20 protein-coding genes are annotated in these 25,075 nt (G+C 72.0%); 10 read left to right on the plus strand and 10 right to left on the minus strand.

The window, feature by feature from the left end; all coding sequences use genetic code 11:
- The first annotated feature begins 31 nt into the window (after positions 1-31).
- The 4 genes from narH (at position 32) to H181DRAFT_RS03090 (ending at position 4,135) form a co-directional block, all read left to right on the plus strand.
- Positions 32-1,702, plus strand: coding sequence for a nitrate reductase subunit beta (narH, locus tag H181DRAFT_RS03075; protein WP_045862647.1), 1,671 nt, complete (start codon positions 32-34; stop codon positions 1,700-1,702).
- On the plus strand, positions 1,699-2,328 hold the full coding sequence (gene narJ, locus H181DRAFT_RS03080; protein ID WP_045862648.1) for a nitrate reductase molybdenum cofactor assembly chaperone: 630 nt from the start codon (positions 1,699-1,701) through the stop codon (positions 2,326-2,328). Before narH ends, narJ begins: the two co-directional genes overlap by 4 nt.
- Positions 2,325-3,059 (plus strand): respiratory nitrate reductase subunit gamma, encoded by a 735-nt coding sequence (gene narI, locus H181DRAFT_RS03085; RefSeq protein WP_045862649.1) that lies wholly within the window; start codon positions 2,325-2,327, stop codon positions 3,057-3,059. The genes narJ and narI overlap by 4 nt, the downstream gene beginning before the upstream one ends.
- 86 nt (positions 3,060-3,145) lie before the next feature.
- The gene (locus H181DRAFT_RS03090) at positions 3,146-4,135 is read left to right on the plus strand and encodes an Acg family FMN-binding oxidoreductase (protein ID WP_045862650.1); all 990 of its coding nucleotides are present in this window, start codon (positions 3,146-3,148) and stop codon (positions 4,133-4,135) included.
- 116 nt (positions 4,136-4,251) lie between these two features.
- Here H181DRAFT_RS03090 and H181DRAFT_RS03095 read toward each other — a convergent pair whose 3' ends face one another.
- A complete protein-coding gene (locus tag H181DRAFT_RS03095) occupies positions 4,252-4,716 on the minus strand; it encodes a hypothetical protein (RefSeq protein WP_045862651.1) in 465 nt (154 codons plus the stop codon).
- 595 nt (positions 4,717-5,311) lie between these two features.
- Here H181DRAFT_RS03095 and H181DRAFT_RS03105 point away from each other — a divergent pair.
- The gene (locus H181DRAFT_RS03105; protein ID WP_254666676.1) at positions 5,312-6,709 is read left to right on the plus strand and encodes a glycosyltransferase family 9 protein; all 1,398 of its coding nucleotides are present in this window, start codon (positions 5,312-5,314) and stop codon (positions 6,707-6,709) included.
- Here H181DRAFT_RS03105 and H181DRAFT_RS03110 read toward each other — a convergent pair.
- The 4 genes from H181DRAFT_RS03110 to H181DRAFT_RS03125 all read right to left on the minus strand — a co-directional run bounded on the left by H181DRAFT_RS03110 (position 6,697) and on the right by H181DRAFT_RS03125 (position 13,151).
- Complete coding sequence (locus tag H181DRAFT_RS03110; protein WP_045862652.1) at positions 6,697-8,682, minus strand: ATP-binding protein; 1,986 nt, start codon at positions 8,680-8,682, stop codon at positions 6,697-6,699. The genes H181DRAFT_RS03105 and H181DRAFT_RS03110 overlap by 13 nt on opposite strands.
- 352 nt (positions 8,683-9,034) lie before the next feature.
- Positions 9,035-10,564 carry a bifunctional aminoglycoside phosphotransferase/ATP-binding protein gene (locus tag H181DRAFT_RS03115; RefSeq protein WP_045863018.1) on the minus strand — a complete coding sequence of 510 codons (1,530 nt, stop codon included), beginning with the start codon at positions 10,562-10,564 and terminating at the stop codon, positions 9,035-9,037.
- A 374-nt stretch (positions 10,565-10,938) separates the two neighbouring features.
- Positions 10,939-12,159, minus strand: coding sequence for an alpha/beta hydrolase (locus H181DRAFT_RS03120; RefSeq protein ID WP_139131660.1), 1,221 nt, complete (start codon positions 12,157-12,159; stop codon positions 10,939-10,941).
- Positions 12,160-12,503: 344 nt separating this feature from the next.
- Positions 12,504-13,151 (minus strand): DNA gyrase, encoded by a 648-nt coding sequence (locus tag H181DRAFT_RS03125; RefSeq protein ID WP_045862653.1) that lies wholly within the window; start codon positions 13,149-13,151, stop codon positions 12,504-12,506.
- Between the two features lie 162 nt (positions 13,152-13,313).
- Here H181DRAFT_RS03125 and H181DRAFT_RS03130 point away from each other — a divergent pair, with 162 nt between their 5' ends.
- Positions 13,314-13,613 (plus strand): hypothetical protein, encoded by a 300-nt coding sequence (locus H181DRAFT_RS03130; protein ID WP_254666677.1) that lies wholly within the window; start codon positions 13,314-13,316, stop codon positions 13,611-13,613.
- Between the two features lie 538 nt (positions 13,614-14,151).
- Positions 14,152-15,063: a PE-PPE domain-containing protein gene (locus tag H181DRAFT_RS03135; protein WP_045862655.1), complete on the plus strand. Its 912-nt coding sequence runs from the start codon at positions 14,152-14,154 to the stop codon at positions 15,061-15,063.
- Positions 15,064-15,228: 165 nt separating this feature from the next.
- Here the strand turns inward: H181DRAFT_RS03135 and H181DRAFT_RS03140 are convergent, their stop codons facing one another.
- Entirely contained in the window at positions 15,229-15,999 is a 771-nt protein-coding gene (locus tag H181DRAFT_RS03140; protein ID WP_045863020.1) for a uracil-DNA glycosylase, read from the minus strand.
- A 211-nt stretch (positions 16,000-16,210) separates the two neighbouring features.
- Positions 16,211-16,828 (minus strand): AMIN-like domain-containing (lipo)protein, encoded by a 618-nt coding sequence (locus tag H181DRAFT_RS03145; RefSeq protein ID WP_045863021.1) that lies wholly within the window; start codon positions 16,826-16,828, stop codon positions 16,211-16,213.
- A gap of 315 nt (positions 16,829-17,143) precedes the next feature.
- On the opposite strand from H181DRAFT_RS03145, the gene H181DRAFT_RS03150 reads away from it, so the two are divergent.
- A complete protein-coding gene (locus tag H181DRAFT_RS03150; protein WP_139131661.1) occupies positions 17,144-19,774 on the plus strand; it encodes a helix-turn-helix transcriptional regulator in 2,631 nt (876 codons plus the stop codon).
- Between the two features lie 75 nt (positions 19,775-19,849).
- Here H181DRAFT_RS03150 and H181DRAFT_RS03155 read toward each other — a convergent pair whose 3' ends face one another.
- Positions 19,850-21,652 carry a LamG-like jellyroll fold domain-containing protein gene (locus tag H181DRAFT_RS03155; protein WP_139131662.1) on the minus strand — a complete coding sequence of 601 codons (1,803 nt, stop codon included), beginning with the start codon at positions 21,650-21,652 and terminating at the stop codon, positions 19,850-19,852.
- A 274-nt stretch (positions 21,653-21,926) separates the two neighbouring features.
- On the opposite strand from H181DRAFT_RS03155, the gene H181DRAFT_RS03160 reads away from it, so the two are divergent.
- Both H181DRAFT_RS03160 and H181DRAFT_RS03165 read left to right on the plus strand, forming a co-directional pair.
- Positions 21,927-22,604, plus strand: coding sequence for a dihydrofolate reductase family protein (locus H181DRAFT_RS03160; protein ID WP_045863022.1), 678 nt, complete (start codon positions 21,927-21,929; stop codon positions 22,602-22,604).
- A gap of 188 nt (positions 22,605-22,792) precedes the next feature.
- Positions 22,793-23,224, plus strand: a complete 432-nt coding sequence (locus H181DRAFT_RS03165; protein ID WP_254666678.1) for a hypothetical protein — start codon at positions 22,793-22,795, stop codon at positions 23,222-23,224.
- Positions 23,225-23,496: 272 nt separating this feature from the next.
- Here H181DRAFT_RS03165 and H181DRAFT_RS03170 read toward each other — a convergent pair whose 3' ends face one another.
- Complete coding sequence (locus H181DRAFT_RS03170; protein WP_254666679.1) at positions 23,497-24,117, minus strand: restriction endonuclease; 621 nt, start codon at positions 24,115-24,117, stop codon at positions 23,497-23,499.
- Between the two features lie 77 nt (positions 24,118-24,194).
- Positions 24,195-24,416 carry a hypothetical protein gene (locus H181DRAFT_RS03175; RefSeq protein ID WP_045862659.1) on the minus strand — a complete coding sequence of 74 codons (222 nt, stop codon included), beginning with the start codon at positions 24,414-24,416 and terminating at the stop codon, positions 24,195-24,197.
- Between the last annotated feature and the right edge of the window lie 659 nt (positions 24,417-25,075).

The following is a 25,075-nucleotide window of genomic DNA, read 5'->3' on the forward strand; positions in this document are numbered from 1 at the left end:
AGGCCGTGGGACCGCCGCACCCGGACGTGTCATGGCGCAGCTCGCCATGGTGATGAACCTCGACAAGTGCATCGGCTGCCATACCTGTTCGGTCACCTGCAAACAGGCCTGGACCAACCGCAGCGGAACCGAGTACGTGTGGTTCAACAACGTCGAGACCCACCCGGGCCAGGGTTATCCACGGCGATACCAGGACCAGGAGAGGTGGAAGGGCGGATGGGTCCGCACACGGCGCGGGCGTCTGAAGCCCAAGGCCGGGGGCCGGCTGCGCAAACTGCTGACCATCTTCGCCAATCCGGTGCTGCCGAACATCCGGGACTACTACGAGCCCTGGACGTACGACTACGAGAACCTCACCTCCGCGCCCCTGGGCGACGACTTCCCCGTCGCGCAGCCCAAGTCGCTGATCTCCGGCGAACCGATGAGCGTGGAGTGGAGCGCCAACTGGGACGACAGCCTCGGCGGAGGCCCGGAAGCAGCCGGACTGGACCCGGTGATCGAGCGTCTGCGCAGCGAGGCGGAGGAGAAGGTCCGCTTCGACTTCGAGCAGGCGTACATGTTCTACCTGCCGCGCATCTGCGAGCACTGCCTGAATCCGTCGTGCGTGGCCTCGTGCCCGTCCGGAGCGATGTACAAGCGGTCCGAGGACGGCATCGTCCTCGTCGACCAGGACCGGTGCCGGGGCTGGCGGATGTGCGTGACCGGCTGCCCGTACAAGAAGGTCTACTTCAACCACCGCACCGGCAAGGCCGAGAAGTGCCACTTCTGCTATCCGCGCGTCGAGGTCGGTCTGCCGACCGTGTGCTCGGAGACCTGCGTCGGTCGGCTCCGCTACATCGGCCTGATCCTCTACGACGCCGACCGGGTCGGTGAGGCGGCAGCCGTGGAGGACGAACAGCGACTGTACGAGGCCCAGTTGGACGTCATGCTCGACCCGGCGGACCCGAAGGTGGCGGAGGCGGCCCGGCGCGACGGCATCCCCGAGGACTGGCTGGAGGCGGCCCGCCGGTCCCCCGTCCACGACCTCGCCAAGAAGCACAGGGTGGCCCTGCCGCTGCACCCGGAGTTCCGCACCATGCCGATGGTCTGGTACATCCCGCCGCTCTCCCCGGTCGTGGACGCCCTGAGCGGCACAGGGCACGACGGCGAGGACGCCGGCAACCTCTTCGGCGCCATCGACTCGCTGCGCATCCCCGTCGAGTACCTGGCGGAACTCTTCACCGCCGGCGACCCGGAGCCGGTCCGGCGCGTACTGCGGAAGCTGTCCGCCATGCGCTCGTACATGCGCGCCGTCAACCTCGGAGAACCCCCGGACGAATCCCTCGCCGGCGCGGTCGGCGCGACCGGCGGCGAACTGGCCGCCCTCTACCGGCTGCTGGGCGTGGCCAAATACCGCGACCGCTACGTCATCCCCACCGCGTACGAGACCGAAGGACGGCAACTGGAGGAGACCCACTGCAGCCTCGACTTCGAGGGCGGCCCCGGCGCGTACGACAGCGGCCCGTTCGGCGAGGCGTCCGGCAAGCCCGTCCCCGTCTCTGTGGAGACCTTCCACGCGCTCAAGGAACGTCAGGGCAGCGGCTCGATCGCCGATCCCGAGGACAAGCGGGCGCGGGTCAACCTGCTCAACTGGGACGGCAAGGGCCGCCCGGACGGCCTCTTCCCGCGAGGGACGCGACACGAGAGGGAGGACGGACGGTGACCGCCGGAGGTGACGCCGCCGTCATCTGCCAGGGGGCCTCCGTGCTGCTCCAGTACCCGGACGGGACCGTACGGGAGCGGCTTCCGCTGGTGGCCGGTGCGCTCGCCGCGCTGCCGGCCGGGCCTGCCCGCGAAGCACTGACCGGCTTCCTCGCACATCTCCGGGCCGCACCGCCACGCGAGGCCGCGGAGACCTACGTGGCCACCTTCGACAGGCGCCGCCGCTGCTGCCTCTACCTGACCTGGTGGACGGACGGCGAGACCCGCCGCCGCGGCAACTCCCTCACCGTCCTCAAGGAGCGCTACCGCCGCGCGGGACTCGAACCCGCCGCGCACGAACTGCCCGACTACCTGCCCCTCGCACTCGAATACGCCGCCACCGGCGACCTGGCCGACGGCCTCACGCTGCTCCAGGAACACCGCGCCGGCATCGAACTCCTCCGCCTCGCCCTCCGCGACGCGGGCTCCCCCTACCACGCCGTCGTCGAAGCGGTGTGCACGCTGTTGCCCGGCCCCTCCCCGCAGGACCGCGCTGCCGCACAGCGCCTGGCCCGCAGCGGCCCGCCCACCGAGTCGGTCGGCCTTGAGCCGTACCCCGCCGCCGACCTGGGAGGTGCACGCCGGTGACCACGCTCGGCATCCTGCTGTGGGGCGTAGGGCCCTACGTCACCCTCGCGGTCCTGATCGGCGGCACGGTGTGGCGCTACCGCTACGACCAGTTCGGCTGGACCACACGCTCGTCACAGCTGTACGAGTCGCGGCTGCTGCGCATCGGCAGCCCGCTCTTCCACTTCGGCATCCTCGTCGTGGTCGTCGGGCATGTGATCGGGCTCGTGATCCCTGAGAGCTGGACCACGGCCGTGGGCCTCTCGCAAGCCGCGTATCACGTGCAGGCCGTCACCCTCGGCACCGTCGCCGGGGCCGCCACGCTCGGCGGCACGGCGATCCTCATCTACCGGCGCCGCACCAGCGGCCCGGTCTTCATGGCGACGACGCGCAACGACAAGGCCATGTACGCCGTACTCGTCGCCGCCGTCGTCGCCGGACTCGTCACCACCCTGCTCGGCGCCGGAGTCGCCGGCGAAGAACACAACTACCGCCGGACCGTCTCGCCCTGGTTCCGCTCCGTCTTCACCCTCCAGCCGGACGTCGCGGCCATGGGCGCCGCCCCGCTCTCCTTCCAGGTCCACGCCCTGATCGGCATGCTGCTCTTCGCGATGTGGCCCTTCACCCGACTCGTGCACGCCTTCACCGCGCCCGTCGGCTACCTCTTCCGCCCCTACGTCGTCTACCGCTCGCGTGCCCAGGGCGCCGCGCCGAGGCCGGCGCGCCGGAACTGGGAACCGCCGGGCCCGTAGAGCGAACCGGTCCAGCCCGCCCCGTACCACCGGACAACCATCGATTCCAGACCCCGCGGCTCCGCCCACACCCCCGGGAGGTCCCCATGCCGGAACGAGAACTCGACGCGAAGACCGTCGCGTCGCTCATCACCGACGCCACCGCCGCACCGTCGATGCACAACGCCCAGCCGTGGCGCTTCCGCTTCCTCTCCGGACCGCGCGCCGTTCAGCTCTACGCCGACCTCGACCGGGCCATGCCCCAGACCGACCCGAGCCGGCGCGCGCTCCATCTCGGCTGCGGCGCCGCCCTGTTCAACCTCCGCGTCGCCGCCGCGCACGCAGGCTGGGAACCGGAGACGCACCTGCTGCCGGACCCGGAGAACCCGCAACTGCTCGCCACCGTGCACCTGACCGACCCGGTCCGCGCCGGAGGCCGTCTCGCCGGACTGCACCCCGCCGTCAGCCGGCGACACACCAGCCGTCATCCGTTCTCCGACAAGGAGGTTCCCGAGCAGCTCCGCACCGCGCTGCGTGAAGCGGCCGCGGAGGAGGGCGCACAGCTCACCTTCCCCGGTGCCTGGCACATCGATCTGCTGCTGGAACTCGTACGGGACGCGGAGGGCCACGACACCCTGCACCCGGACCGCTTCGACGACGTGGCCCGCTGGACCCGCATCGGCGCCGCCGACTCCGACACCGCCACCGACGGCATCCCCGAGTACGCCTTCGGCCCCCGCAAGCGCGACGGCAAAGCCCCCGTACGGGACTTCGCCGGACGGCGCCCGGTCGCCGACCGCGGCACGACCGCCTTCGAGCAGAACCCCCAACTCGCCCTGCTGGGCACCGGAAGCGACCAGCCGGCCGACTGGCTCCGCGCAGGGCAGGCGATGGAACGCGTCCTGCTCCTGGCCACCCTCGAAGGACTGGCCACAGCGCTCACCTCCCACCCGCTGGAAGTCCCCGAGCTGCGCAGACTCACCCGCGACCCCTTGTCGGACACCGGAGCCGCCCAGATGGTGCTGCGCCTGGGCTACGGCCCACAGGGCACCGGGACACCACGGCGCCCCGTGGACGAAGTCCTCAAGATGCGCTGACGGGACAAGCGCCGAGGACACCGGAACACCCGCGCCCCTGCCTTCCAGCTGCCCTCCGGCTCGAGTGAGGGCTGACTGGCGCAGGGCTCTCACCGGCGGAGCACGCGTCATGTCCCCTACGTGGCTTCGGGAGAAGCCAGGGCGTGCTGGGCGGCGGCGATGAAGCTCGATCTCGCGGCCTGGATGTCGTCGAGGGAACCATGGGCGCTCAATGCCTCGACGAGCTCACGAGCCGCTTGACCGGTTTCGTCCGGCCCTTCCAGCAGAACGGCCCCGAGGGCACGTTGCAGGGCGGGACGGTCGGTGGTCGTGCCATGTCCGGTTCTGCGGCTCAGGATGACGACCTCGGCGGCCTCGAGGAACTGCACGTAGGTCTGCCGGCGCAGATCCAAGATGCGCACCACCCGCTGCTCCTGGAGCGTCATACGGACCGTCTCCAACAGCGCGTCCGCCTGACGGTCGCCGGCATGTCGAGCAGCGGTCGCCTGCCTGTGGCCGGCGCTGCGGGTGAACCACCCGGTGATCATGCTCCCCGCGAGCGCCGAGCATGCCGCGATCACTCCGACTCCCCACTCGCTCATGCGGCACATTCTCCCTGCGCGCACGCGTCTTCGCCGCAGGCTTGGGAGTTTGGTGACCACACCCGCCGGGACGCCCGGCCCTGCCGGGTACGATCTGGGCATGTCAGCGGCAAGCTCGGGTGAATCCCCTCTGAACTGCGGAAACACCCCTGTGGAAGGTGCTTCTGCAGTAGAATTGACGCTGGATTCGACGGGCGACGGGCGACGGGCGACGGGCGACGGGCGACGGGCGACGGGCGACGGGCGACGGGCGACGGGCGACGGGCGACGGGCGACGGGCGACGGGCGACGGGCGACGGGCGACGGGCGACGGGCGACGGGCGACGGGCGACGGGCGACGGGCGACGGGCGACGGGCGACGGTCCTGTTCGCTGCGCGGTCGGCGGCGGCGTTGCAGCGTCTGCTCGACGTTCTCCCGGTATTCGCCGGTGACGAGCGGGTGGCCCGGCTCGTCACTCTCGTCCCGGGATCGGACTTCAGCCTCGACGCGCTGGCCGCTCTGGAGGAAGCGAACGCTCGGACCATTCCTTGGCCCGAAGCGTGCGGACGCCCATTCGACCTGGTAGTCGCGGCAAGTCCGAAGGGCCGTCTGGAAATGCTGCGGGGCCCCCGGGTGCTGCTTCCGCACGGTGCCGGCTACAGCAAGACGGTGCCGACCGAGGGTTCCGCGCAGGCCGCTTCCGGGCTCGACCCGGCCTTTCTGCTGCACGAAGGGCAGCCGTTGGCGTCCTTCCACGCGCTCGCCCACCCCCGTCAACTGGCTCAACTACGTGCCCTCAGCCCGCGGGCCGCGGCCCGCGCCGCTGTCGTCGGGGACCCGACGCTGGAGCGTCTTCTCGCTTCCCGCGGCCACAGGGACACCTACCGTGCCGCTCTGGGCACAGGCGCACGCAGGCTGATCGTGCTCACCTCCACCTGGGGTCCGGAGTCGCTGCTACGACGCCGTCCTGAATTGCCCGCAGCGCTCGCCGCCGGCCTCCCCCAGGACGAGTACCAACTCGCGCTGATCCTGCACCCCAACGAGCACAGCCGCACCGGCAGTTGGGACCTCGCAGAGCGTCTCGCCCCCGCCCTCGACGCCGGTTTGGTACTCGCCCAGCCGTACGAGGAGTGGGCGGCCGTTCTGATAGCCGCCGATGCCGTGATCACCGATCACGGGTCCACCGCGCTCTACGCCGCCGCCGTCGAACGCCCCCTGATAGCCGCCTACGACGGCGGGCAGGAACTGATACCGGCCAGCCCGATGGCGGAACTCCTCGCGTCCAGCCCGGAGTTGGAGTACCCGCTGCGTGCCTCGAACATCGACGTCGCCCTCGACGCACAGCGGCCGGCCACTCTCCAGGCGCTCGCCGATACCGCCTTCGCCGAAAGTGGACGGGTCCTTGAGCTGCTGCGCAGGGAGATGTACCGGCTGCTCGGGCTCGACCCGCCACCCGATGCACCTGTCGCCCGGCCCCTGCCGGCACCACGGCGTCCGGCACACGCGCCGTCAGCCTTCGCCGTTCGCGCGGAGGCCGGTGCGGGAGAGGTCCGGATCGAACGGTTCCCGCCGAACAGCGGCCGGCCCGCACACCACCTCGCTGTCGAGCACGGTACGGCCAGCGAACGTCACTCTCAGAGCGCCGCGTTGCTCTTCCGCCGCGTCGGCAGTGAAGCTGCCGCCCCGCACAGCGTCGCCTGGACCGCTGACGGATGGACGCAGCACATCCTGGGCGCCTACCCCGGTTGCCGCACGGCCGCAGTCGTCCTCTCCCCTTCACTGTGCCTGCTGCGGACACGCACCGGCCCACTGCTGTCAGTGGAGATCGGCCCTTGCCGGGACGAGAGGGACCGCGTCGTCCGGACCGACCCTGCCGCGGTACTCAGCGCGGTACACGTCCGGCTCGGCACACACCCCGACGTACCGGCCTCCCTCAGCTGCCTGATCGGTGGCCGGGCCTTCGAGGCCCGGATCGCTCCGGCCACCGGCGAGGAGAGCGACTACACGTTCTGAGACAGCCCTCCATGGCGGTCCCGAAGCGCGGCTGCCTCGGCCCGGTGCTCGCGTGCGCCGACCTCGTCTCGGGTCTCATCGGCGAGCTGAGCGAGCGCATCGAGCGTCAGGACCGCATCGCGGTCGGCGCCCCGGTCCCGCGCACTCGCCAGTGATGCCGCGTACAGGCCCCGGGCCGTGTCGCCCCGGCCGAGCCGTTGCAGGACACCGCCCAACGCGAAGCCCGCTCGCGCCGTGAGCCGCTCCCGTCCGAGCTCACGGAATCCGGCATGAGCTTGCTCCAGAAGGTCTGCCGCACGCTCCAGTTCACCCAGCGCGGCGACCGCCTGACCCAGGCGGTAGGTCTGGAGCATCACTCCGTAGTCGTTGGGGATCTCGAGATGCTGCCGACGGGATGCCTCGAAGTCGGCTGCCGCGTCATGCCACTCTCCTTGTTCCATTCGCAGGGTGCCGCGGAACTCCATGACGGACGCTGCGAGAATGCGGTGCGTCCTCGAAGTGCCCAGCGCCTGCGCACCGTTGAACGCCAGTTCCAGCTCGGCAGCGGCCTTCTGGAATTCCCCTTGCTCCCACAACGGCCGGGCGAGCTGACAACGCATACGGACGATCGCGGGCAGGTCCTCGCACTGCAGTGCCGCGGCCAGGCCGGTGCCGAACGCATCGATGACGTCCGCGTAGTGCCTGTGGTCCATGAAATGCGTCCACAGCGGCTCGCACATGGCCCACGCCTCGTGATGCAGACCGCGCGCGTGCGCAGCACGCACACAGCCGTACAGGACGTGCCGTTCCTCTTCGAGCCAGCTCAACGCCTGCGGCTTGCCGTCGAAGGGCACGTCAGCGGCGTACGGGGCTTCCGCGGCAGGTTCTGCGATGGCCAGCCGGGGGCCCGCAGCTTTCACGTCGGCACGCTGCGCCTGTCGCAGGTACCAGCGGATGAGCCGGCCCTGTCCGGCGGAGGACTCCTCCGGGGTACCGTCCCGGTCGGCCCGACGCCGGGCGTGGGCACGCAACAGCCCATGAAGCCGCAGCCGTTCGCGTTCCCTGCTGTCCAACAGCCCGGCGGTCTCCAGCTCTTCCCACGCCGCGTCGACAGCCTCCCGGCCGTCACCGAGGAGTGCCGCGGCGCCCTCGGGCGGGAGGCTCGGGCCCGGGGCAGCTGCGAGGAGCCGGTAGAGCCTGGCGGCCTCCGGGCCGAGACTCCGGTATGCCGCGTCCCACACCTTCTCGACCATGGGCATCCCGTTGTCCCGGAGTTCGGCCGTGAGTTCGTCGAGCATGCGTGACAGCGGCCTGCGGCGGTGCCTGCGAATCCAGCGGCCCGCTACATGCACGGCTGCGGGAAGGCCGTCGCACAAGCTGAGGAGCCCGCGCACCGCTTCCGGTTCGGCGTCCAGCCGCGGATCGTCAGCGACCAGCCGCAGCAGTTCCGCCGCGTGCTCCTTGTCGAGCGGACCCAGCGGGAATTCCTCGGCCGCACCGCCCTGCAGCTCGTACAGCGGCCCGTGGCTGGCGATGATGACCACACTGGCACCCGAGGAGGGCAGCAGCGGCTCCACCTCCGCTCCGTAGTGGGCGTTGTCGAGGATGACGAGGAGCCGCTTGCCATGCGTCTGTTCCCAGTACTGCTTCCGCCGGGCGTCGAAGGACTGCTCGATCCACTCCGGCTCCACCTTGAGTGAGCGGAGCAGTGCGGCCAATACATCCGCGGACTCCACCACTCCACCGCAGCGCACATCGTCGAGGTCGGCATAGAGAATTCCCTCGAACGCGGTCGAACGGCTCTCCCGGCCCTGCAGTGAACGCGCCAGGCGGAACGCCAGTTCCGTCTTCCCCGTCCCACCCAGCCCGCTGAGCGCGAGGCACAGTGGGCGGGATCGCTCCTCGTCCCACTCCAGCACCGCGCGGAACGCTCGGTCCTGTTCCTCCTCCCGGTCCACGAAATGAACCGGTCCCGGAGGAAGTTGGTATGTCATCCCCGACTCCCCGATGTTCCCCGAGTTCCGCACCGGCTGGGCAAAGAACCGCCACCACGCCCCGACGTCACCGGCCCGGCACGCACTTGCGCATCAACTCTACTTCTCGGCAACCCAGTTGAAGACAAAGCTCCGAGGCAAGCCCGCGTCGGTCTCCTCCAGAGACCGGGCTGCCCGTGCACGTCCCCACGGGAAGATCGTCGCCATGACAGGGGACGGGGTGAACGACGCTCCCGCGCTGCACCCGACTCACGGCGCCGGTGGCCAGGCCACCGAGACGCAGAGGTCACGAGGGGCGCCCCTCTTGATGACTCGGGCGTTCGCCGGAGCCATGGCCGTCGGCCTCACCGCGTCAGTCCGGCTCCATGTAGGGACGGTGGAAGACCGGTGCCTGGTGGGCGGCTTGTGGGCGGATGGCGGCCAGCGCTTGCGCCACCGCCGCCTCCAGCGGGCCGCTGGTGTCGATGCTGACGGCGTCCGGCCAGGCCGGTTCCGTGGCCCCCATGGCGTCGGCCACCTCGAGGCCGGCGTCGGACGTCCCGGCTGTGCGGGTGGTCAGGCGGGCGGCCGACACCTCGGCAGGGACGTGGCAGTGGAGCGCCACCAGGTCGGCGTGGGTGCGCTCGGCCATGCGCAGGGCGGCTTCGCGCTGTTCGGCGTTCGACCAGGTGGCGTCCAGGACGACGGACTCACCGTGGGAGAGCAGGGCCGATGCGCGGTCCAGCAGGGCCGTGTAGGTCTTGTGGGTCCACTCGGGCGTGTACAGGCCCTCGCCGTACGCGGCGGGTGCCGGCTGCTCCGCCGGGATACCCGCAAGTTCCTTGCGGACGCGGTCGCTGCTGAGCAGCGTGCTGCCCAGGCGGTCGGCGAGCGCGCCGGAGAGCGTGGACTTGCCGCTGCCCGGGAGCCCGCCGACGAGTGTCACGCCGACGGTGGAGGCGCGCAGGTGGTTCAGGGCGGTCGTGATCAGCCGGCCTGCTGCCGTCTCCGCTCCGGGCGTGCCCTGACGGGCCTGGATCAGCGAGACCTTGGCGCGGACGAATGCCCGGTAGGCGACGTAGTGGTGCCACAGCGAGGAGGGCGCCGGGTCGCCGGAGTAATCGCAGTACGCGGCGAGAAAGCGCTCGGCAGTCCGCGGGACGCCGAGCTGTTCCAGGTCCATGGCCAGGAAGGCGGCGTCGTCGAGGCCGTCGACGTAGCGGAGCTTGTCGTCGAACTCCAGACAGTCCAGGACGCGCGGGCCGTCGTCGAGGCAGAAGACGTCCTCGGCAAGCAGGTCCCCGTGACCGTCGACCACGCGTCCCTGCTCGATCCGCATGCCGAACAGCGGCTCGCGGCCGGCCACATAGCGGCGCACCAGCCCTTCGACCTCCGCCACGCCGTCCGGTGCGGTGCCGTTGCCGGACAGCGCACGGACCTCGGCGAAGCTCGCTTCCCAGCGCGAGGTGACCGCGTCACGCGTGCCCTGCTCGTTCACCTCCCGGCTGCGCGTCGCACGCGCGTGATGGGCGGCGAGCAGCCGGGCCACCCCCCGCAGGGCCCCGTCGACGGCCGCGCCCTCCCGTACGAGCCGGGAGAGACGGCGCTCCGCGGGCATGCGGCGCATCACCACGACGGGTTCGGGGACGTCCGTGTCCGGGCCGCGGAACTCGCCCACACCCAGGTAGACGTCGGGGGCGAAACGGCGGTTGAGGACGACTTCCCTCTCACACGTGGCTCGCCGGGCGGCCACCGTCGTGTGGTCCAGGAAGGTCAGGTCGATCGGCTTCTTGACCTTGTAGACGCGGTCGGCGACGAAGAGCACCACAGCGGTGTGCGTCTCGTGCGCCTCCGCGCGCGGCAGAGGGGCCGGGGCCGGGTCCTCACCGCTCGGCTCAGTCATGAGGGACGGCGGCGACGGGGCATCGGGTGTGGGACGCGGCCCGTACCGCGGCGCCCCGGCTGAGCGCCGGAAGGCCGCGTCGAGGCCCACGGCGAGGAATCGTCCCCATGGAAGCCTCCTCAAGCGAGCCGCGAGCCGGTCGTGCCAGAAGGCAGGCACACGGCCCCGGCACCGCGGTCGAGTCCTGATGCGGCGAACTGCGTTCCATCGTCACGCGGCTCGTTCCGTCCCGCATCCGGGGGCACGTCCGAGGCAGGACAGGCGGACCGGATCGGGCGGGTCCCCGGATGCGGGACGGACGAGGATTCCTTGAACTCCCGTGGCGCAAGTGAGGAGTCCGGCGACTCCTCACTTGCGCCGCCCCGGTGCTTCGATCAGCGGTGGCTCACGGACAGGAACCACTCCGTGATGTGGGGCTGGGCCGCGATCTGCGAGCCGAAGTGGAGGGAAGGGCCGGTGACTTCGGCGGCGACGTCGTGCACTGGCACGTCGGCCCCCTGCCGTTCAAGGGCGCGGGCGCAGAACGGGGTGTTGGCGTTGGCGGCCTGCTCGTCGCCGGCGGCGAAGTAGAGCCGGGTGGGTGCCTGCGGGCGCCAGCCGGTGCAGGCGTTGTCGGTCTCCGCCAGGGCCCGGGACATCGGGCCGTCCGGTTCGCGCAGCAGGCCCTCCCCGTGCGGGGTGAGGAGCTCCTGGAGGGTGTCCGGGGTGGCTTCGGCCAGCTCCTCGTAGGAGTGCGTGCCGTCGGTCAGGTCGTCGATCTTCGCCGCGTAGGGCGCGCGGAAGACCTCGCCCGGGTCGCCGTAGACGTCGTGCAGGCGGTCGAAGCTGGCGTAGGCGTAGGCGCTGCTGACCGTGGCGGGCTTGGCCGCGACGTCGCCGTCGAGCATCGCCGGAATCTGGATGCGGCGCAGGTCGTACGCCCCGCTGACGGCGGCCAGCGCGCCCAGCTCGAACCGGGTGCCGTCGCCCTCCCGCAGGTTCCGGCCCAGCCCGAGCGCGACTCCGGCGCCCTGGGAGAACCCGGTGGCGAGCACCTCGCTGCGAAGTACCCGGCCCTTGTGCGGCAGAAAGCCGTCGGCCGCGCGCAGCATGTCCAGGGTGACGTCCGCCCCGGAGCGCACGTGCAGATACGGGTGGGTGCCGGGGCCCTTGCCCATGCCGAGGTAGTCGGGGGCGAGGGTGGCGAATCCGGAGGCGGCGTAGCCGAGCGCGGCCGTGGCGTCGAAGCCGTGCGGGTCCGTCGAGGGCGCGTCGGTGCGGAGCAGTTCGCTGCCGTGCCCGTAGGTCACGGGGGTCAGCGCGCCGTAGCGGTGGCGCGGCAGGGTGAGCAGGCCGCTGGCAGTGGTGGGACGGCCGTCGACGTCGACGGTGCGGTACACGAGGCGGTAGCCGTCCACGCCGTACCGGACCTGGTCGCTGCCGAAGCCCTGCTGCTCCAGGCCGGCGGAGACCTCTTCGACGGTGGGCAGGGTGTAGATCCGCTCAGCGGACACCAGGGTGCCGCGTCCCTCGGTGTGCGGGCCGACGGAGTGCTGGTCGCCCGCTGGGGCGGCCGTCGCTGCGGCGGGGACGGTGCCGAGCAGGAGCACGCTCACCGCGGAAGCGGCGAGGAGTAAGCGGCCCCGGGGCAGAAGTCGACGGCTGGTTGACCGCACAGAGCGGCAAGTCATGAGCATGCCACAACATATCTCCTGCGGGCCGAGGGGTAAACCGGCCTAGAGGGGACCGGGGAGCCGGACGACGCGTCATCGGCCAGGAGTGCGTCGAGGAGTGCGTCGAGCGGCAGCATCGCGCACGGTGGCGACAGTTGAGCAGCGGTCACGCATTCTTCGGCCCCAGCTCGGTCGCGAACGCCTCGGTGCTGCCGCGTCGTCAGCCCGGCCACACGGGAGTGGACGTACAACGCGGGCACGGCAGTTGCACAGCCCCCGGCAACGCCTCAACTGTCCGGCCGGTGCGGGACGCCGCGACGATCGTCGAGACGGCACGTCAGACCGGGCCAGTGCGCGGTCCACCGTGACAGGTCGTGGGTGCTCAACGCCCCTTGCGCGCGCAGCGACTTCACCGGCAGGAAGCGGACGAGCGTCCCGGTCGTCCCGTCGGCCTGGAGGGGTTCCAGACCGCTGGCCGGAAGGCCCTGCTCGTAGCGCTGCGTCCACGCACCGTCGAGGCGGCGGTTGGTATGGACGAGCCACTCACTGAGCGCCGCGACGACGGACATGCCGCGGCGCGCGAAGCCGTCAGGGAGCCGTTCGGGATCGGGCGAGTCGAAGAGGCGCAGGTCCTTCGTGGCCATCACCGGCTTCTTCACGGTCTCGCCGCGCTCGTCGACGCGGGTGTCCGTGCCCCGTCCGTCGTCCGCCACGGAGACGGAGCCGTCGCCGTGCAAGGTGATCATGCAGTGTCCCCCTGCCCGGCTCGCCGCCGCCTCGTCCGCCGCGTAGGCGACGCACTCGAGGACGAGATGGCCCGGGCCGCCGGGCGCGAACCTCTCCGGATCGCGGCGGACGGCGGCGAGATGGTCCCGGTCGACAGCACGGGACCAGTCGTGGGTGGTGTTGGCCCAAGAGGCCCTAGGCGAACGCATCCCGGCAGTCTCCCGCCGTACAGGACCCGTCCAGAAGTACGCCCGGTTCGCGGACTGCGCTGCGGGCCGCACGCGGCGGATCCGGGGCGGCGGGGGGACGCCTGTGGATCTTGCGTACGCGGGCAGCGCGGTTCACGGCCGGGACGTCGTACGCTCGGAGATATGGCTGATCGTAGAGAGTCCGAGGCCGACGCCCTGTACGTGGACGCGCAACAGGGCGTGGCGGAAGCGCGCCGACACGTGCGCGACGCGGCAGCCGGAACCGACAGCACGCAGCTCGAGATCGCTCTCGACGAGCTGGAGGCGGCGCTCGCGCATCAGGAGGCCGCCCGCGCACGCCCCCAGGACGACGACTGGCTGCTCACCGCCCTCGGAGCGGCGAACGCCATCGATCCCGAGTTCCACGGCGACGTGGCGACGCGGCCCCACCACGACAGCGCCGAGGCGGAACCGCCCGGCTGAGCGGCCGGGAGCGTGTGCCGGGGCGGCTGCCATAGTCCAGTGCGCCGGGCTGCTCGCTCGTGCCCGGCCCGCGTCACGCCCTGACCGCACCCCTTGAGGGCCGCCCGCCGGCGGGCCCCCGTCGTCCACGCGGCCTTGCTCCGGACAGCGCTCCGGGTACCGCTTCCTTGCCCCCGACTGCCCGGACTACGTCGCACAAGGGCGAGAGTGACCCATTTTCCCGTGCGGCACGAAGGGCTACTCCCCTCTTTTCTCAAGCGCTCCTGACCGATCGGTGCCAGTGCTTGAAATTTCATCATGAAACTAGTGCGGCAATGGCTCGCGCAACCCACGGGAACACGGTTACGACCTGCACACATCGACTATTTCACTGGTTGCACCGGTGCTGAGATTTTTTCAGCGCCGGTGCTTTTATTTTCCTTCCGATCCGTCGGCGCTCAAGGCGGGTTACCACTGGTACGCTCGCCGCGCACTTTGAGGCCGCGGAATTCTTTGCGCCGCCTCGCAGGCAGACATTGCTCGACGCGAAGAAGGAGATATGCGAAGAAGAACACTGTGGGCCGCGCTGGCGACGACGTCGGCACTGGCCCTGACCGTGGCGGGGGTGACGACCGCCGTCGGCGCGGAGGGGGCGGCGGACTGCGCCCAGACCCGGGTCTTCGAAGTCGGCGGCCACGGCGACGGCGACGCCACGGTCTACGACAAGAGCAACGGCCGACTGCCCGCCGGAGTCGACTTCCAGAAGGTGTCCTACTCGGCGCAGATCGCTCCGTTCCCGGGCGACACCATCTCGATGGACGACTCGGTGGCCGAGGGAATCGGCAAGCTGGACAAGGCAGTTCGCGATTACCACGCGCAGTGCCCCGACGCCCACATCACCATCTCCGGGTACTCCCAGGGTGCGATAGTCGCCGGCGACGAGCTCAACAAGCTGTCGCAGGAGCAGGGCATCCCGCACCAGCAGATCGACGGTGTGCTCTACGGCGACCCGCGCCGTCCCGGCGTGAAGGGCGGCCCCGGCGGCATCGAGACCAACCTGCCGACCATCATCCCGGGCATCACCATGAAGGGCCCGCGCGGCTTCGGTGACATCGCCGTCCACGAGATCTGCAACAAGAACGACGGGATCTGCTACTCGGAGAACCCGGTCACGAACCTGCTCGGCTTCGCCAACGGCGTGGCCGGCTACTTCCTCGGCGACCACAACTACGACATCGACCCGATGTCCCACCGCGGCAACGGCGACACGGTCCACGACCAGCCGCCGCGCGTCCCGCACGGCCCGCCGCTCCCCGTCCCGGCGAAGACGCCGTACGAGCAGTACAAGGGCAACTCCCCGGAGGCCCAGCGCGCCGTCGGCACGTTCCGGGACGCCGTCGTCAAGCACCTGCCGGCCGACGCACGCGACCGGCTCGACGAGTTCCCCTGGCTCTCCGTCCCCGAGAAGTAGCGGACAACCCCGTGCGCCGGGCCGCCACCCCTCCCCGCGGCCCGGCGCGCCGCGCCCGCCTGCGGCAGCCGCACACTGCGCAGGCGGGCGCTCCCGTGTCCGGGCACCGCCGCACGCCGGGCAGGCGGGCCCGCCGGCGCTCCGAGCCCTGCGCGAGTGAGCGGGTCAGCGCTGCCGCAGTCCGGCGGTACGGGCGGCTTCCCGCAGGACGTCCCGGAGCATCTGCGGCGTCAGCGTGCCCGTGAACATGTTGCGCTGGCTGGGGTGGTAGCCGCCGATCAGCCGCAGCTCTCCCCCGTCCCGCTCGTCGGCGAGCAGCACCTCGCCGCCGTGCCGGAACGCGGGCCGGGGGCGCGGGAGCCGCCATCCCGCGTCGCCGAGTACGGGAAGCAGCGCCTGCCAGGCGAACCCGCCGAGCACCAGGACGGTGCGCAGGGTCGGGCGCAGCAGTTCGAGTTCGCGGGCGAGCCAGGGGCGGCAGGTGTCGCGCTCCGCTGTGGTCGGCTTGTTGGCGGGTGGCGCGCAGTGCACCGGCATGGTGATGCGCACGCCGTACAGCTCCAAGCCGTCTCCCCGGTGGACGGCGGTACGCCGGGAGGCCAGCCCGATGTCGTACAGCGCCGCGAAGAACGCGTCGCCCGAAGGGTCGCCCGTGAAGACCCGCCCGGTGCGGTTGCCGCCGTGCGCCGCCGGTGCCAGCCCGACGACGGCGAGTGCCGCGTCCGGCGGACCGAAGCCGGGGACGGGCCTGGCCCAGTACTCCCAGTCCTGGTAGGCCCTGCGTTTCGTGCGCGCCACCTCCTCCCGCCAGGCCACGAGTCTCGGGCAGGCCCGGCAGGCGGTCACCGCCTCCTCCAGCGCGGACGCGGTCCGCGCGCGGGGGGCTGCCGCCGCGGGGAAGCGGGGGTCGTCGGACGGGGGCGTGGGCAGCGGCACCTCGTACTCCTCGGGACCTCTCGGCCGGAGTGCGGCGGGCTGCCGCACTCCGGCCGTGTACGCGCGGACTCCTCCCCGGGATACGTGACCGCTGCGGCCGCACGGCAACCCCGCCGGGCCGGCGGCGGGCATGCGGAGGGGCGGCCCCGTCTCCGTGGCCGCCCCTCCGCTTCCTTTCGCGTTCCTCTCCCGTACTCGCCGTGCACCGGTGTCAGCGGGCGGACACCCAGGAGTGCGCGACATCGACGACGAGCCGGTCGCCCAGCGTGAAGACGCGGAACGGCAACCGGGCCCGGACTCCCAGGCCGAGCTGGGTGGTTCCCTCGTAGCTGGCGCCGAAGCGGGCGTCGCGGAACGTCTTGTAGCCGGACAGGTCGACGCCCGGCAACGGCTTGCCACCCTTCCCGCCGTACGTCGGCTGGTGGGTGTCCGGGTCGTAGCTCGGCGCGGACGCCACGATCTGGAGGACGGCGCCGCCGCTGATCTTGATGAGGTTGCCGGAGCCGTCCTGGTAGAACTTCTCGACGTAGCGGACGTCGTAGGCGGGCGTACCCGCCGGGGTGCCGCTGCGGATGTCGAGGACCATCCTGTCGTAGCAGTCGTGCCGCCCGGTACGGACGTTCGTCAACGGACGGGTGCCCGTCGCCTCGCTGGTCTTGGGCAGGCTTCCCCAGGTGACGCCGCAGGCGGCTGCGGCGGTGCTCCCGGTCGCCTCGGTGGCCCCCTTGGAGCCTTCGGTGCCGCTCGCGGCCGCGGTGCCCGCTGACGCTGTGGTCAGCATTCCGGCGGCGACGAGGACGGCGATGGCAAGCAGCCTGATGTCTCGCATGAAGGCCCCCTTGTGGCGCATTCCTCTTATACAGCTCCAGACATGTGATAACAGGGCAAAGTTGCATGGAATGCGCTCTTTTCCGGGATTCCGCCCGAAAGAGCTGCCGGGCGGCGCAGCGGTTGCGGCGGAGTGCGAGCCTCCGCCGCCGGGGTACCGGGCGGTAGCCGCTGCCGCCGGGCGACCTGCGGCGGAACTCCACGCGTGATCGGACAAACTCTGCGGGCGGACGGGCACTTCGGCCCGTGACCGCCCCTACTCTGCTCGTGAGGGGCCCACCGCATCCGGGTGGCCGGCTCACGGGAGGGGGACGTCGTGGGTGGTCCGTCGCCATGGCCGTTCGTCGGACGCGAGCCGGCGGTCGCCCAGTTCGACGAGGCGCTCGCCGGACAGCGGTGCCAGGCGCTGATCGTTCACGGCTCCCAGGGGACCGGAAAGTCCCGGCTCGCCCAGGTCTGCCGGGAACGGGCCGAGGAGCGCGGCCACGCGGCCGGCAGGGCCGTCCCCGTCCACGGGCACCCCGTCCCCCTGGCGTCGCTGGCGCACCTGCTCCCGCCGGGCTCCCGGGCCGGCGACCCCGTCGCCCTGTTCAGGGCGACGCGTGAGGCGCTGACCGAGGAGTGCGCGAGCGGTGCGGCCGGCAAGCGGTTCGTCCTCGTGGCGGACGATCTCGACGGTCTGGACGAGGCGTCCGCCTCCCTCGTCGGGCAACTCGCCGAAGCCGGTGCGCTCTTCCTCGTCGGCACCGTGACGTCGCTGCCGTCCCTGGGTCCCGCCGCCTACGCGCTGCAGGCGAACGGTGCCGCCCGCCGCGTGGACCTGGCCGGGCTCGACGAGCCGCAGGTGGCGGACGTGATGCGCCAGGCCCTCGGCGGCCCGGTGGAACCGCGGACGGCGGCCCTCATGCACCGCACGAGCGGAGGGAACGCCCGCTGCCTGCGCGAGTTCGTGCGGGCCTCGCTGGACGGCGGCAGCCTCGTGCACGACGGGGAGTCGTGGACGCTCGTCTCGGAGGTGCCCGCGGCTCCGGTGCTGGCGGAACTCCTCGAAAGACGTCTGGCCAGCGTCGGCCCGGAGACCCGCAGAACGCTGGACCGGATCGCCCTCTGCCAGCCCGTGGAGGCCGCGGGGCTCCCCGGCAGCGCGATGGACGAGCTGGAGCGGCTGGACCTCGTCACCGCGACGCGTGACGGGCGGCGCGAGTCCGTCTCCCTGAAGCACCCGGCGCACGAGAAGGTGCTCCGGTCCCTCATTCCGTCCTCCGCCCGCCGGCGCATCCTCAACGAGGAGGCGGAGCTGGTCGCTTCACGCGGCGCCAGGCGGCTGACCGACAAGATCCGGATCGCCTCCTGGCAGCTTGCCGCCACCGGATCGGCCGACCCGGACACGCTGCTGCGGGCGGCGACACTGGCCCGCCGGACGCAGGACTTCCGTCAGGTGTGCGAACTGTCGAAGGCCGCCTGCCGGGACAGCGAGGAGCTGCTGCCACGGCTGCTGCTGGCGGAGTCGCTGTACGAACTCGGCGATCTGGACAGCGCCCGCGAGGTCTTCGAGGACGCGGCCTCGCGGGCCGAAGGCGAACTGGACCGCCTGCTCGTGGCGTTGGGCAGGGCCCGGCTCCTCGCGTGGGGGTTCATCGACGGCGAGGCGGCGCTGGAGGTCAGCGCGGAGGCCATGGAGCGGATCGGCGAACCCGCCTACCGCGACGTGCTGACGGCCGTACGGGGCGCGGTCTTCATGGCTTTCGGAAGGCCGGAGGAGGCCCTCCAGGCGCTGCACGGACTGTCCCTCGACGGCAACCGCATGGCCGGCCTCTTCGGGAAGGGCCCCAGAGCCGCCGCGCTCGTCGCCACGGGAAGCGCGAAGCGGGGACTCGTGCTCGCGCGGGAGGCGTACGACGAACGGCTGGGCCTGGAGGACTCGTTGGGCGTTCCCCATCCGGTGCAGTACCTCAACACGGTGATGTTCGCGCTGGAGGAGGAGGGCCGCCTCGACGAGGCGTACCGCACGGGAGAGAAGGGCTGGGCGGAGGCTCTGGCCGGGGACGCGGCCGGTGCGCAGGCGTGGATAGCCGCAGCGCTGGCGCGGTGTGCGCTGCTGCGCGGACGCCCGCGGGAGGCGCGCCGGTGGGCGTCGCAGGCGGTGTCGGTGGCCGCGCGCAACTCACTGGTCGGCACCCTCCACGTGGCCCTGGCCCGCAAGGCGGAGGCCGCGGCGCTGCTCCGGGACGTCCCCGCGGCACGGAAGGCGCTCGACGCGTGCGAGGAGCTGCCGCACTGGGGGGCTTTCCGCTCCGAACTGCCCCTGGGGCGGGCGTGGTCGGCAGCCGCGCAGGGCAACGTCCAGGAGAGCCGGAAGGTCCTGTGGGAGGCGGTGGCGAACGCCCGTGCGGCGGGCCACCGCGCCAGCGAGTCGCGGCTGCTCACCGACATCGCGCGGCTGGGCGACGCCGCGGGGGCGGCGGGCCCGCTGCTGGAGATCCGGCGCTCCATGGACGGCGCGCTGGTCGCGGCCCGTGCCGCCTACGTCTCCGCACTCGCGGACGGGCACGCACGCCGCCTCCTGGAGAGCGCACGTCTGCTGGCCGATGCGGGAGCCGCGCTCCCGGCCGCCGAGGCTGCCGCGTCGGCGGCCGTGCAGTTCGGGCGCGACGGGGAGCAGCGGGCGGCGACCGCCGCCGAGAACCTCGCCCTCTCCCTTCAGCAGCGCTGTGCGGGCGCCTCCACCCCGGGGCTCTCGGCGCTGGGGGTCGCGAAGCATCTGACGGCCAGGGAGGCGGAGATCGCGCGTCTCGTGTGCGCGGGGCTCACCAACGCCGAGGTGGCCGAGGCGGTCACCATCTCCAAGCGCACCGTCGACAACCACGTGCAGAACATCTACCGGAAGCTCGGCGTCAGCAGCAGGCGCGCCCTCAGAGCGGAGTACCTGCGCGAGGAGTCCGCCTGAGCCGCTCGGACGGCCGGGGTTCCGTGCTTCGTGCCGTCCCGGGTCGACTGCCGTCGCACGGCCGGGCGTTCGGGGTCAGCTGTTGGCGAGGGCCCGGATCTCGGCCGGGGAGAGCGCCTTGCGGAACGCCCTCACGTCGTTGATCGAGCCGTCGAATCCGCGGATGAACTCGTCGCCCTCCATGGCACGTCCGACGACGAAGTCGCCGTCCGCCGAGAAGTCCCCGCCCAGGCCCTCGGTGTCCTCCAGCCGGCCGTCGACGTAGAGGCGGATCTCGCTCTGGTCCTCGTCGTACACGCCTGTCACGTGGGTGGAGACCCCCGTGGCGGGGCCCGAGGGGCCGACGGCCTCGTCGAAGTCGGCGTCCTCCGAGTCCTCCTCGGCGACGCGCATCTCCCAGCGGTCCTCGTCCCCGTCGTACTGGAGCTGGAATCCGCTGATCTCGTCGGCGTCCTGGCTCGCGATGGTCTGGAACTCCCCGCTCGTCCCGAGCTTCACGTCCGCCGAGACGGTGAAGCTCTCCTCCGTGTCGACCACGGGGCCGTTCGCGGCGACCGACTGCTGCCCGGAGAAGTCGATCGCCCCCGCCTGCAGGAAGCGGGGCAGCGGGTCACCGACGAGCGTCCCGTTCAGCCCGTTGCCCGACGTGTCCTGCGTGACGCCGCCGGCCACGCCGTCGAAGAGCCATTCGAGAGCGGCTCCGCGGACCGGTGGCCGCGACGGACGCCCCGTGTCGCTCGGCTTCTCCGGCTTCGAGGGACGGGTCTTCGTCGCGGTGACCGTCGACGTGGCCGTCGCGGTGGCCGTCGACGGAGCGGGACGGGGCGGCTTCGGCGACTGGGAGGACTTCTCCGGAGGGGCGATCGGCTCGCTGCTCTGCGGGTCCCCCGGCCGCAGCGCGCCCGAATACGCCAGCGCGACAACGAAGGAGCATAGGGCGACGAGGGCCGCGCTCTGCAGCACCCTGTTGATGCGTCGGTTCCTGCCGTGAGCGGTGCCGGCGCCCTTGCCGCCGAGGATCCGGCGGAACCTGCCGGAGGAGGAGGGGGCGGGCGACGCGACCGGGACGAGTTCGGTGCTGGGGACCGCCGCGGGAACGGTGGAGCCGGCGTACTCGGTGCCGCCCCACGGCAGCAGCGCCTCGGCCAGGAACGTCCCGCAGTCGGAGTGCATCCTGCCCAGGTCGGCGACCGCGCGGGAGCAGTAGGCGCAGGACTCCAGGTGCGGGACGAGGTCCGCCGCCGTGTCGATGCTCTTCTGGTCCGCGTAGGCGAGCACCATGCGGTGGAAGCGGCGGCACTCGTCGACCGCGCCGTCGTGCAGGAGCTGCACGTACGAGTTGTAGAGCTCCCTGCGCGCACGTCTGTCGAGGAAGGAGACCCCCTCGACCCCGGGGGCGATCAGAAACTCGATCCGCTCGTCGTCGTCATGCTCGACCGCGCGGTGCCACAGCACCGTCTGGCTCCTGTCGGACAGGTCGGTGAAGGCGAGCGCGGCGAGAGTGGGAGGGGGAAGGCCGGGGCCCACGGAGTCCTCGGAGATGACCACGGGCTGGGACTCGATCCACTCGGCCAAGTCCGCGTCGAGCGCGCTGCGTTCGTCGGTGCCGGACCAGTCCGCGGCCGTGCGCAGGACCTCGGAGAGCGCGTACGGGCGTACGGCGCCCGTGGCGCTGCCGTCCTGCAGGCGCAGCGCCCGGCGCCAGGCCTGGACGGCGAGTTCGTCCGAGGCGGGTGAACTGATGGCGCACACCGAGGCGAAGGCCCTCACGGCGGGGAAGTGCCGTTGTTCCAGCTCGCCGAGGGCAGGCAGGGACGACTCTCCCCCCTCCCGCACGAGTGGGAGCAGCTCGGCGTCTGGCAGTCGCGCGCAATCCATCCGTTCGTTCAATCCCTACGCAGTCGACGGCGTCTCTGACGAGACGGATGCCTCACGGGCCCGCTCGGCTCCGGGACCGTGACACGGACAGTCGGTTGTGGTCACCCTCCAGCTCACCGGATGGTGACCGGAAACGCCATAGGCAATAGGTACCTAGTACTACGGCCCGGATGGTGATGTGGCCGCTTCCGGAGAATTGTGTTATCTGCGAGCGCTATTGGGCGCGGAGAGGCGTGCAGAGGCGATGCCGGCGGCGGCCGCTACCTTCTGCGGCATGGCTTCCGGGAACAGGCACTCGCGGCAAGGACTCCCCCGTGTAGTGGCACATCTGGCCGTCTCCCTCGACGGATCGACGACGGGTTTCCAGCCGGACGTCGCCAAGTTCTACGAGCTGGCCGCCACCTGGCGCGAGGACGTCACGCTGGTCGGCGCCGACACCCTCCTCGCGCAGGAAGAGGTCCTGGCGTCGGCGCCCCGTCCCGGCCCGGCGCCGGACGGGCCGCTGCTCGCCGTGACCGACAGCGGGGCGCGCGTGCGGCAGTGGGGCGCCTTGCGTGAGGCCGGGCACTGGTCGGACGTGGTGGCGCTGCGTTCGGAGCGGACACCTCCAAGGCCGGAGGGGCCGGAGGGGGAAGGCGTCGAGGAGTGGATCCTCGGCCGGAGAAGGGTGGACCTCGGCGCGGCGCTCCGAGAGCTCGCCCGCCGCCACGGCGCCCGCACCGTGCGGGTTGACAGCGGGGGGACGCTCGTCGGCGCACTTCTGGAAGCGGGCCTGCTGACCGAGGTGAGCCTTCTCCTCCACCCCTGCCTCGTGGGTACGGACGGCAGCCGCCCCTGGTACGGCCCCGGCGGCCGCCGCGCCGCGGGTCTCACCCTCGTGGCCGGCGAGACGCTCGACGGCGGCCTCGTATGGCTGCGGTACGGGACGGCCGGGCCCGCTGCGGCCGGATAGTCCCCTCCGCCGGGCAGGCGGCCGGTTTCGGCGGCCCGCGGGCGACCGTCAGTAACACCCCGGGCCGGGGACGGCGCTGAGGGAATGCGGGCGCCGGAACCAGCAACAGGTCACCGAGCGTTTCCGGGCGGGCCCGCACGGTCATTCCCTCCATCGACGAGACGCCTCGTGCGTCGGATTGGGACCTCGTGAGCCATCCCGAACCCATGCCCGGGCAGCCGTATCCGTACCGGTCGCAGGGCGGACCGCCGCCGCCCCCGGAGTACACGCAGGGCCCGCCGCCTCCCCCGGGGTACGGGCAGCCGGAGCCGCCGCCCCGCCGGGAGCGCCGTCCGCGTGACGGAGGCGGTTCGGCGAGGACCGCCCTGATCGTCCACACGATCGCGGACATAGCCGCAGTCTTCCTCGGCCTGTGGATCCTGCTGTACCTGCTGGAAGCGAACCAGGCGAACCCCTTCGTGGAGTTCGTCAAGGGCGTCGCGGACTGGCTGGCCTGGTGGGCCCAGGACATCTTCACGATGGACAGCGAGGGCCTGCGCGTCTTCCTGAACTACGGCCTGCCCGCCGCCATCTACCTGCTCGTCGGCCACGGCATCTCCGCGCGGATACGCAGGCTCTGACCACCGGCAGACCCGGCCCCGGCAAGGGACGGGTGACCGGACGCGGCTGACGGGCGGCAGAACGGCCCGGGGAGCGGCCGGACGAGGACGAAGAGGCCCCGCGCCTTCCAGGGCGGCCCGCAGAGCAGCGGCAGCCGCCGCGCCGCCGCATGCCCCGACGCCGACGTGCGCCCGGAGGCACCGCCGCACGCCCGGTGGACGGCCGGGTGCCCGGAGCGCAGGTCTGCCGGACCGCCGACGTGTGCGCGGAGGCGCCGCGCCGGCGCACGCAGTCATCCGAGCGCCGTCGGCTTGCGCGGCGGGGGCAGCCGCTGCAGCAGCTCCCACAGCGGCCGGGAGCCCGCCGCCCACTCGCCGAGAGTCCTCCGGTCGACGAGATGGAGCCGCTGCGAGCGAGCCAGCGGGGCGCACCCGGCGGTGAAGCGGCCGTTCGTCACCAGGACGACGACGTCCCCGGCGTGCAGCTGGCGGCCGGTGCCGTTGAGGACGTGCAGGTCCGGGGTGCCGACAGGTGCTCCCGCCGCGCCCTTCCTGCGGTGCTTGCACTGGATGACCCAGCGCCTGCCGAACGGATCGGTCGCCTTCACATCGGCGCCGCCGTCCCCCGCGCCGCCCACCTGGACGGAGTCCGTGCAGCCGTCCCGTCGCATCAGGTCGCGTATGGCGAACTCGAAGTCCCGGTGGTGGAGTCCGTCGAGCTGACTCAGCCGGAAGCGCAGGGCCTGGGCCTGCACTTGCTGCCAACGGGCCTTCTCCGCCCGCTGCTTGATCCACAGCGCGCTCGCGCAGAGACCGGCCGGAGCCGCGATGGCGAGCAGCCACCAGTGCCGGAGCAGCCACTGCACGACCGTGACGGCCACCGCCACGCCCACGGCGGCCACGAGCAGGGCCACGAGGAGATCGGGCTGCCGGCCCGACCGCCTCGGCGGGCTCCGGCGGGAACGGGGCCGCCGTACGGTCCTGCGCCGGGTCACCGGTGTGCTCCCGCGGCCGGGGCGGAGACGCGCGGCCGGTCCGCGCCCGACTCCCCGCTCCCGACCTTCTCGATCTTGACCTGGCCGTTCCCGGCACCCACGACCACCATGCCCACGACGATCAGCGACGCCAGCTGCGTCCGCGCTCCGGGGGCCCAGCGGTCGTGGGCCCGCACCTCGGTTCCGTCCTTCTTCGTGTACTGGGCGATCCGCGGCACCGCGCCTCCTCGGTCTCCTGCATCCGGCCTCCCCGGCCGCACTCCGAAAAGTGCAGCAGCGAGGTCTGACAGCACGTCAGCTCAGAGAGGCGGGGAGCGCTTCTTTTCGGCCGCCGGCCGGGAGCGGAGGGGCGCCTGGGACAGGCCCGCTGCGTCGGGTACGCGGGCCCCTGACGGCGGACACTCCTGCGAAGTTGCAGCTCAGGGGCCCGGGAGCCGCCCCCACGCACCTTCGGGGCATTTACTGATCTTTACCGCGAGGGAAACTATTCGGACAACTCCAGCAGGTGCCGCGCGCCGACCCCACCCGTACCGCCCGCCCCAACGGCCACCACCCCGACGCCACCGCGGCTGCGGCACGCACCGCGCCCGGACGCCACGGAAGCCCGGCCCGGCGGAAGCCCGGCGCACCAAGCGACCGGGCACCCCTGAGTGCACCGAGGCGGAGGTCACCGCGGAGAAAACCCGAATACGGCGCGACGCACTTTCGTGCAACTGGCGCACCCACAGGCATTGTTGGGACACGCCACTCATAAGTCGGAGGAGGGGGCGGGAACGGCGTCACAACCGTGACGGGATTCCGCGGAATCCGCGGAATCCGCGGAATCCGCGGAATCCGCCGCCGTTCTCCGGCAGCAGCGGACGTGATCCGGAAATCC

The sequence above is a fragment of the Streptomyces sp. WMMB 714 genome (genome assembly GCF_900090125.1).
GTDB classification, from domain to species: domain Bacteria; phylum Actinomycetota; class Actinomycetes; order Streptomycetales; family Streptomycetaceae; genus Streptomyces; species Streptomyces daqingensis.

Coding starts and splice junctions, on each gene's coding strand:
- H181DRAFT_RS03130 (WP_254666677.1), top strand. CDS start 13,314: ATGGCTGATCGTAGAGAGTCCGAGGCCGACGCCCTGTACGTGGACGCG.
- H181DRAFT_RS03110 (WP_045862652.1), bottom strand. CDS start 8,682: ATGACATACCAACTTCCTCCGGGACCGGTTCATTTCGTGGACCGGGAG.
- narH (WP_045862647.1), top strand. CDS start 32: ATGGCGCAGCTCGCCATGGTGATGAACCTCGACAAGTGCATCGGCTGC.
- H181DRAFT_RS03125 (WP_045862653.1), bottom strand. CDS start 13,151: ATGCGTTCGCCTAGGGCCTCTTGGGCCAACACCACCCACGACTGGTCC.
- H181DRAFT_RS03135 (WP_045862655.1), top strand. CDS start 14,152: ATGCGAAGAAGAACACTGTGGGCCGCGCTGGCGACGACGTCGGCACTG.
- H181DRAFT_RS03095 (WP_045862651.1), bottom strand. CDS start 4,716: ATGAGCGAGTGGGGAGTCGGAGTGATCGCGGCATGCTCGGCGCTCGCG.
- H181DRAFT_RS03155 (WP_139131662.1), bottom strand. CDS start 21,652: ATGGATTGCGCGCGACTGCCAGACGCCGAGCTGCTCCCACTCGTGCGG.
- H181DRAFT_RS03115 (WP_045863018.1), bottom strand. CDS start 10,564: ATGACTGAGCCGAGCGGTGAGGACCCGGCCCCGGCCCCTCTGCCGCGC.
- H181DRAFT_RS03105 (WP_254666676.1), top strand. CDS start 5,312: ATGCTGCGGGGCCCCCGGGTGCTGCTTCCGCACGGTGCCGGCTACAGC.
- H181DRAFT_RS03145 (WP_045863021.1), bottom strand. CDS start 16,828: ATGCGAGACATCAGGCTGCTTGCCATCGCCGTCCTCGTCGCCGCCGGA.
- H181DRAFT_RS03160 (WP_045863022.1), top strand. CDS start 21,927: ATGGCTTCCGGGAACAGGCACTCGCGGCAAGGACTCCCCCGTGTAGTG.
- H181DRAFT_RS03090 (WP_045862650.1), top strand. CDS start 3,146: ATGCCGGAACGAGAACTCGACGCGAAGACCGTCGCGTCGCTCATCACC.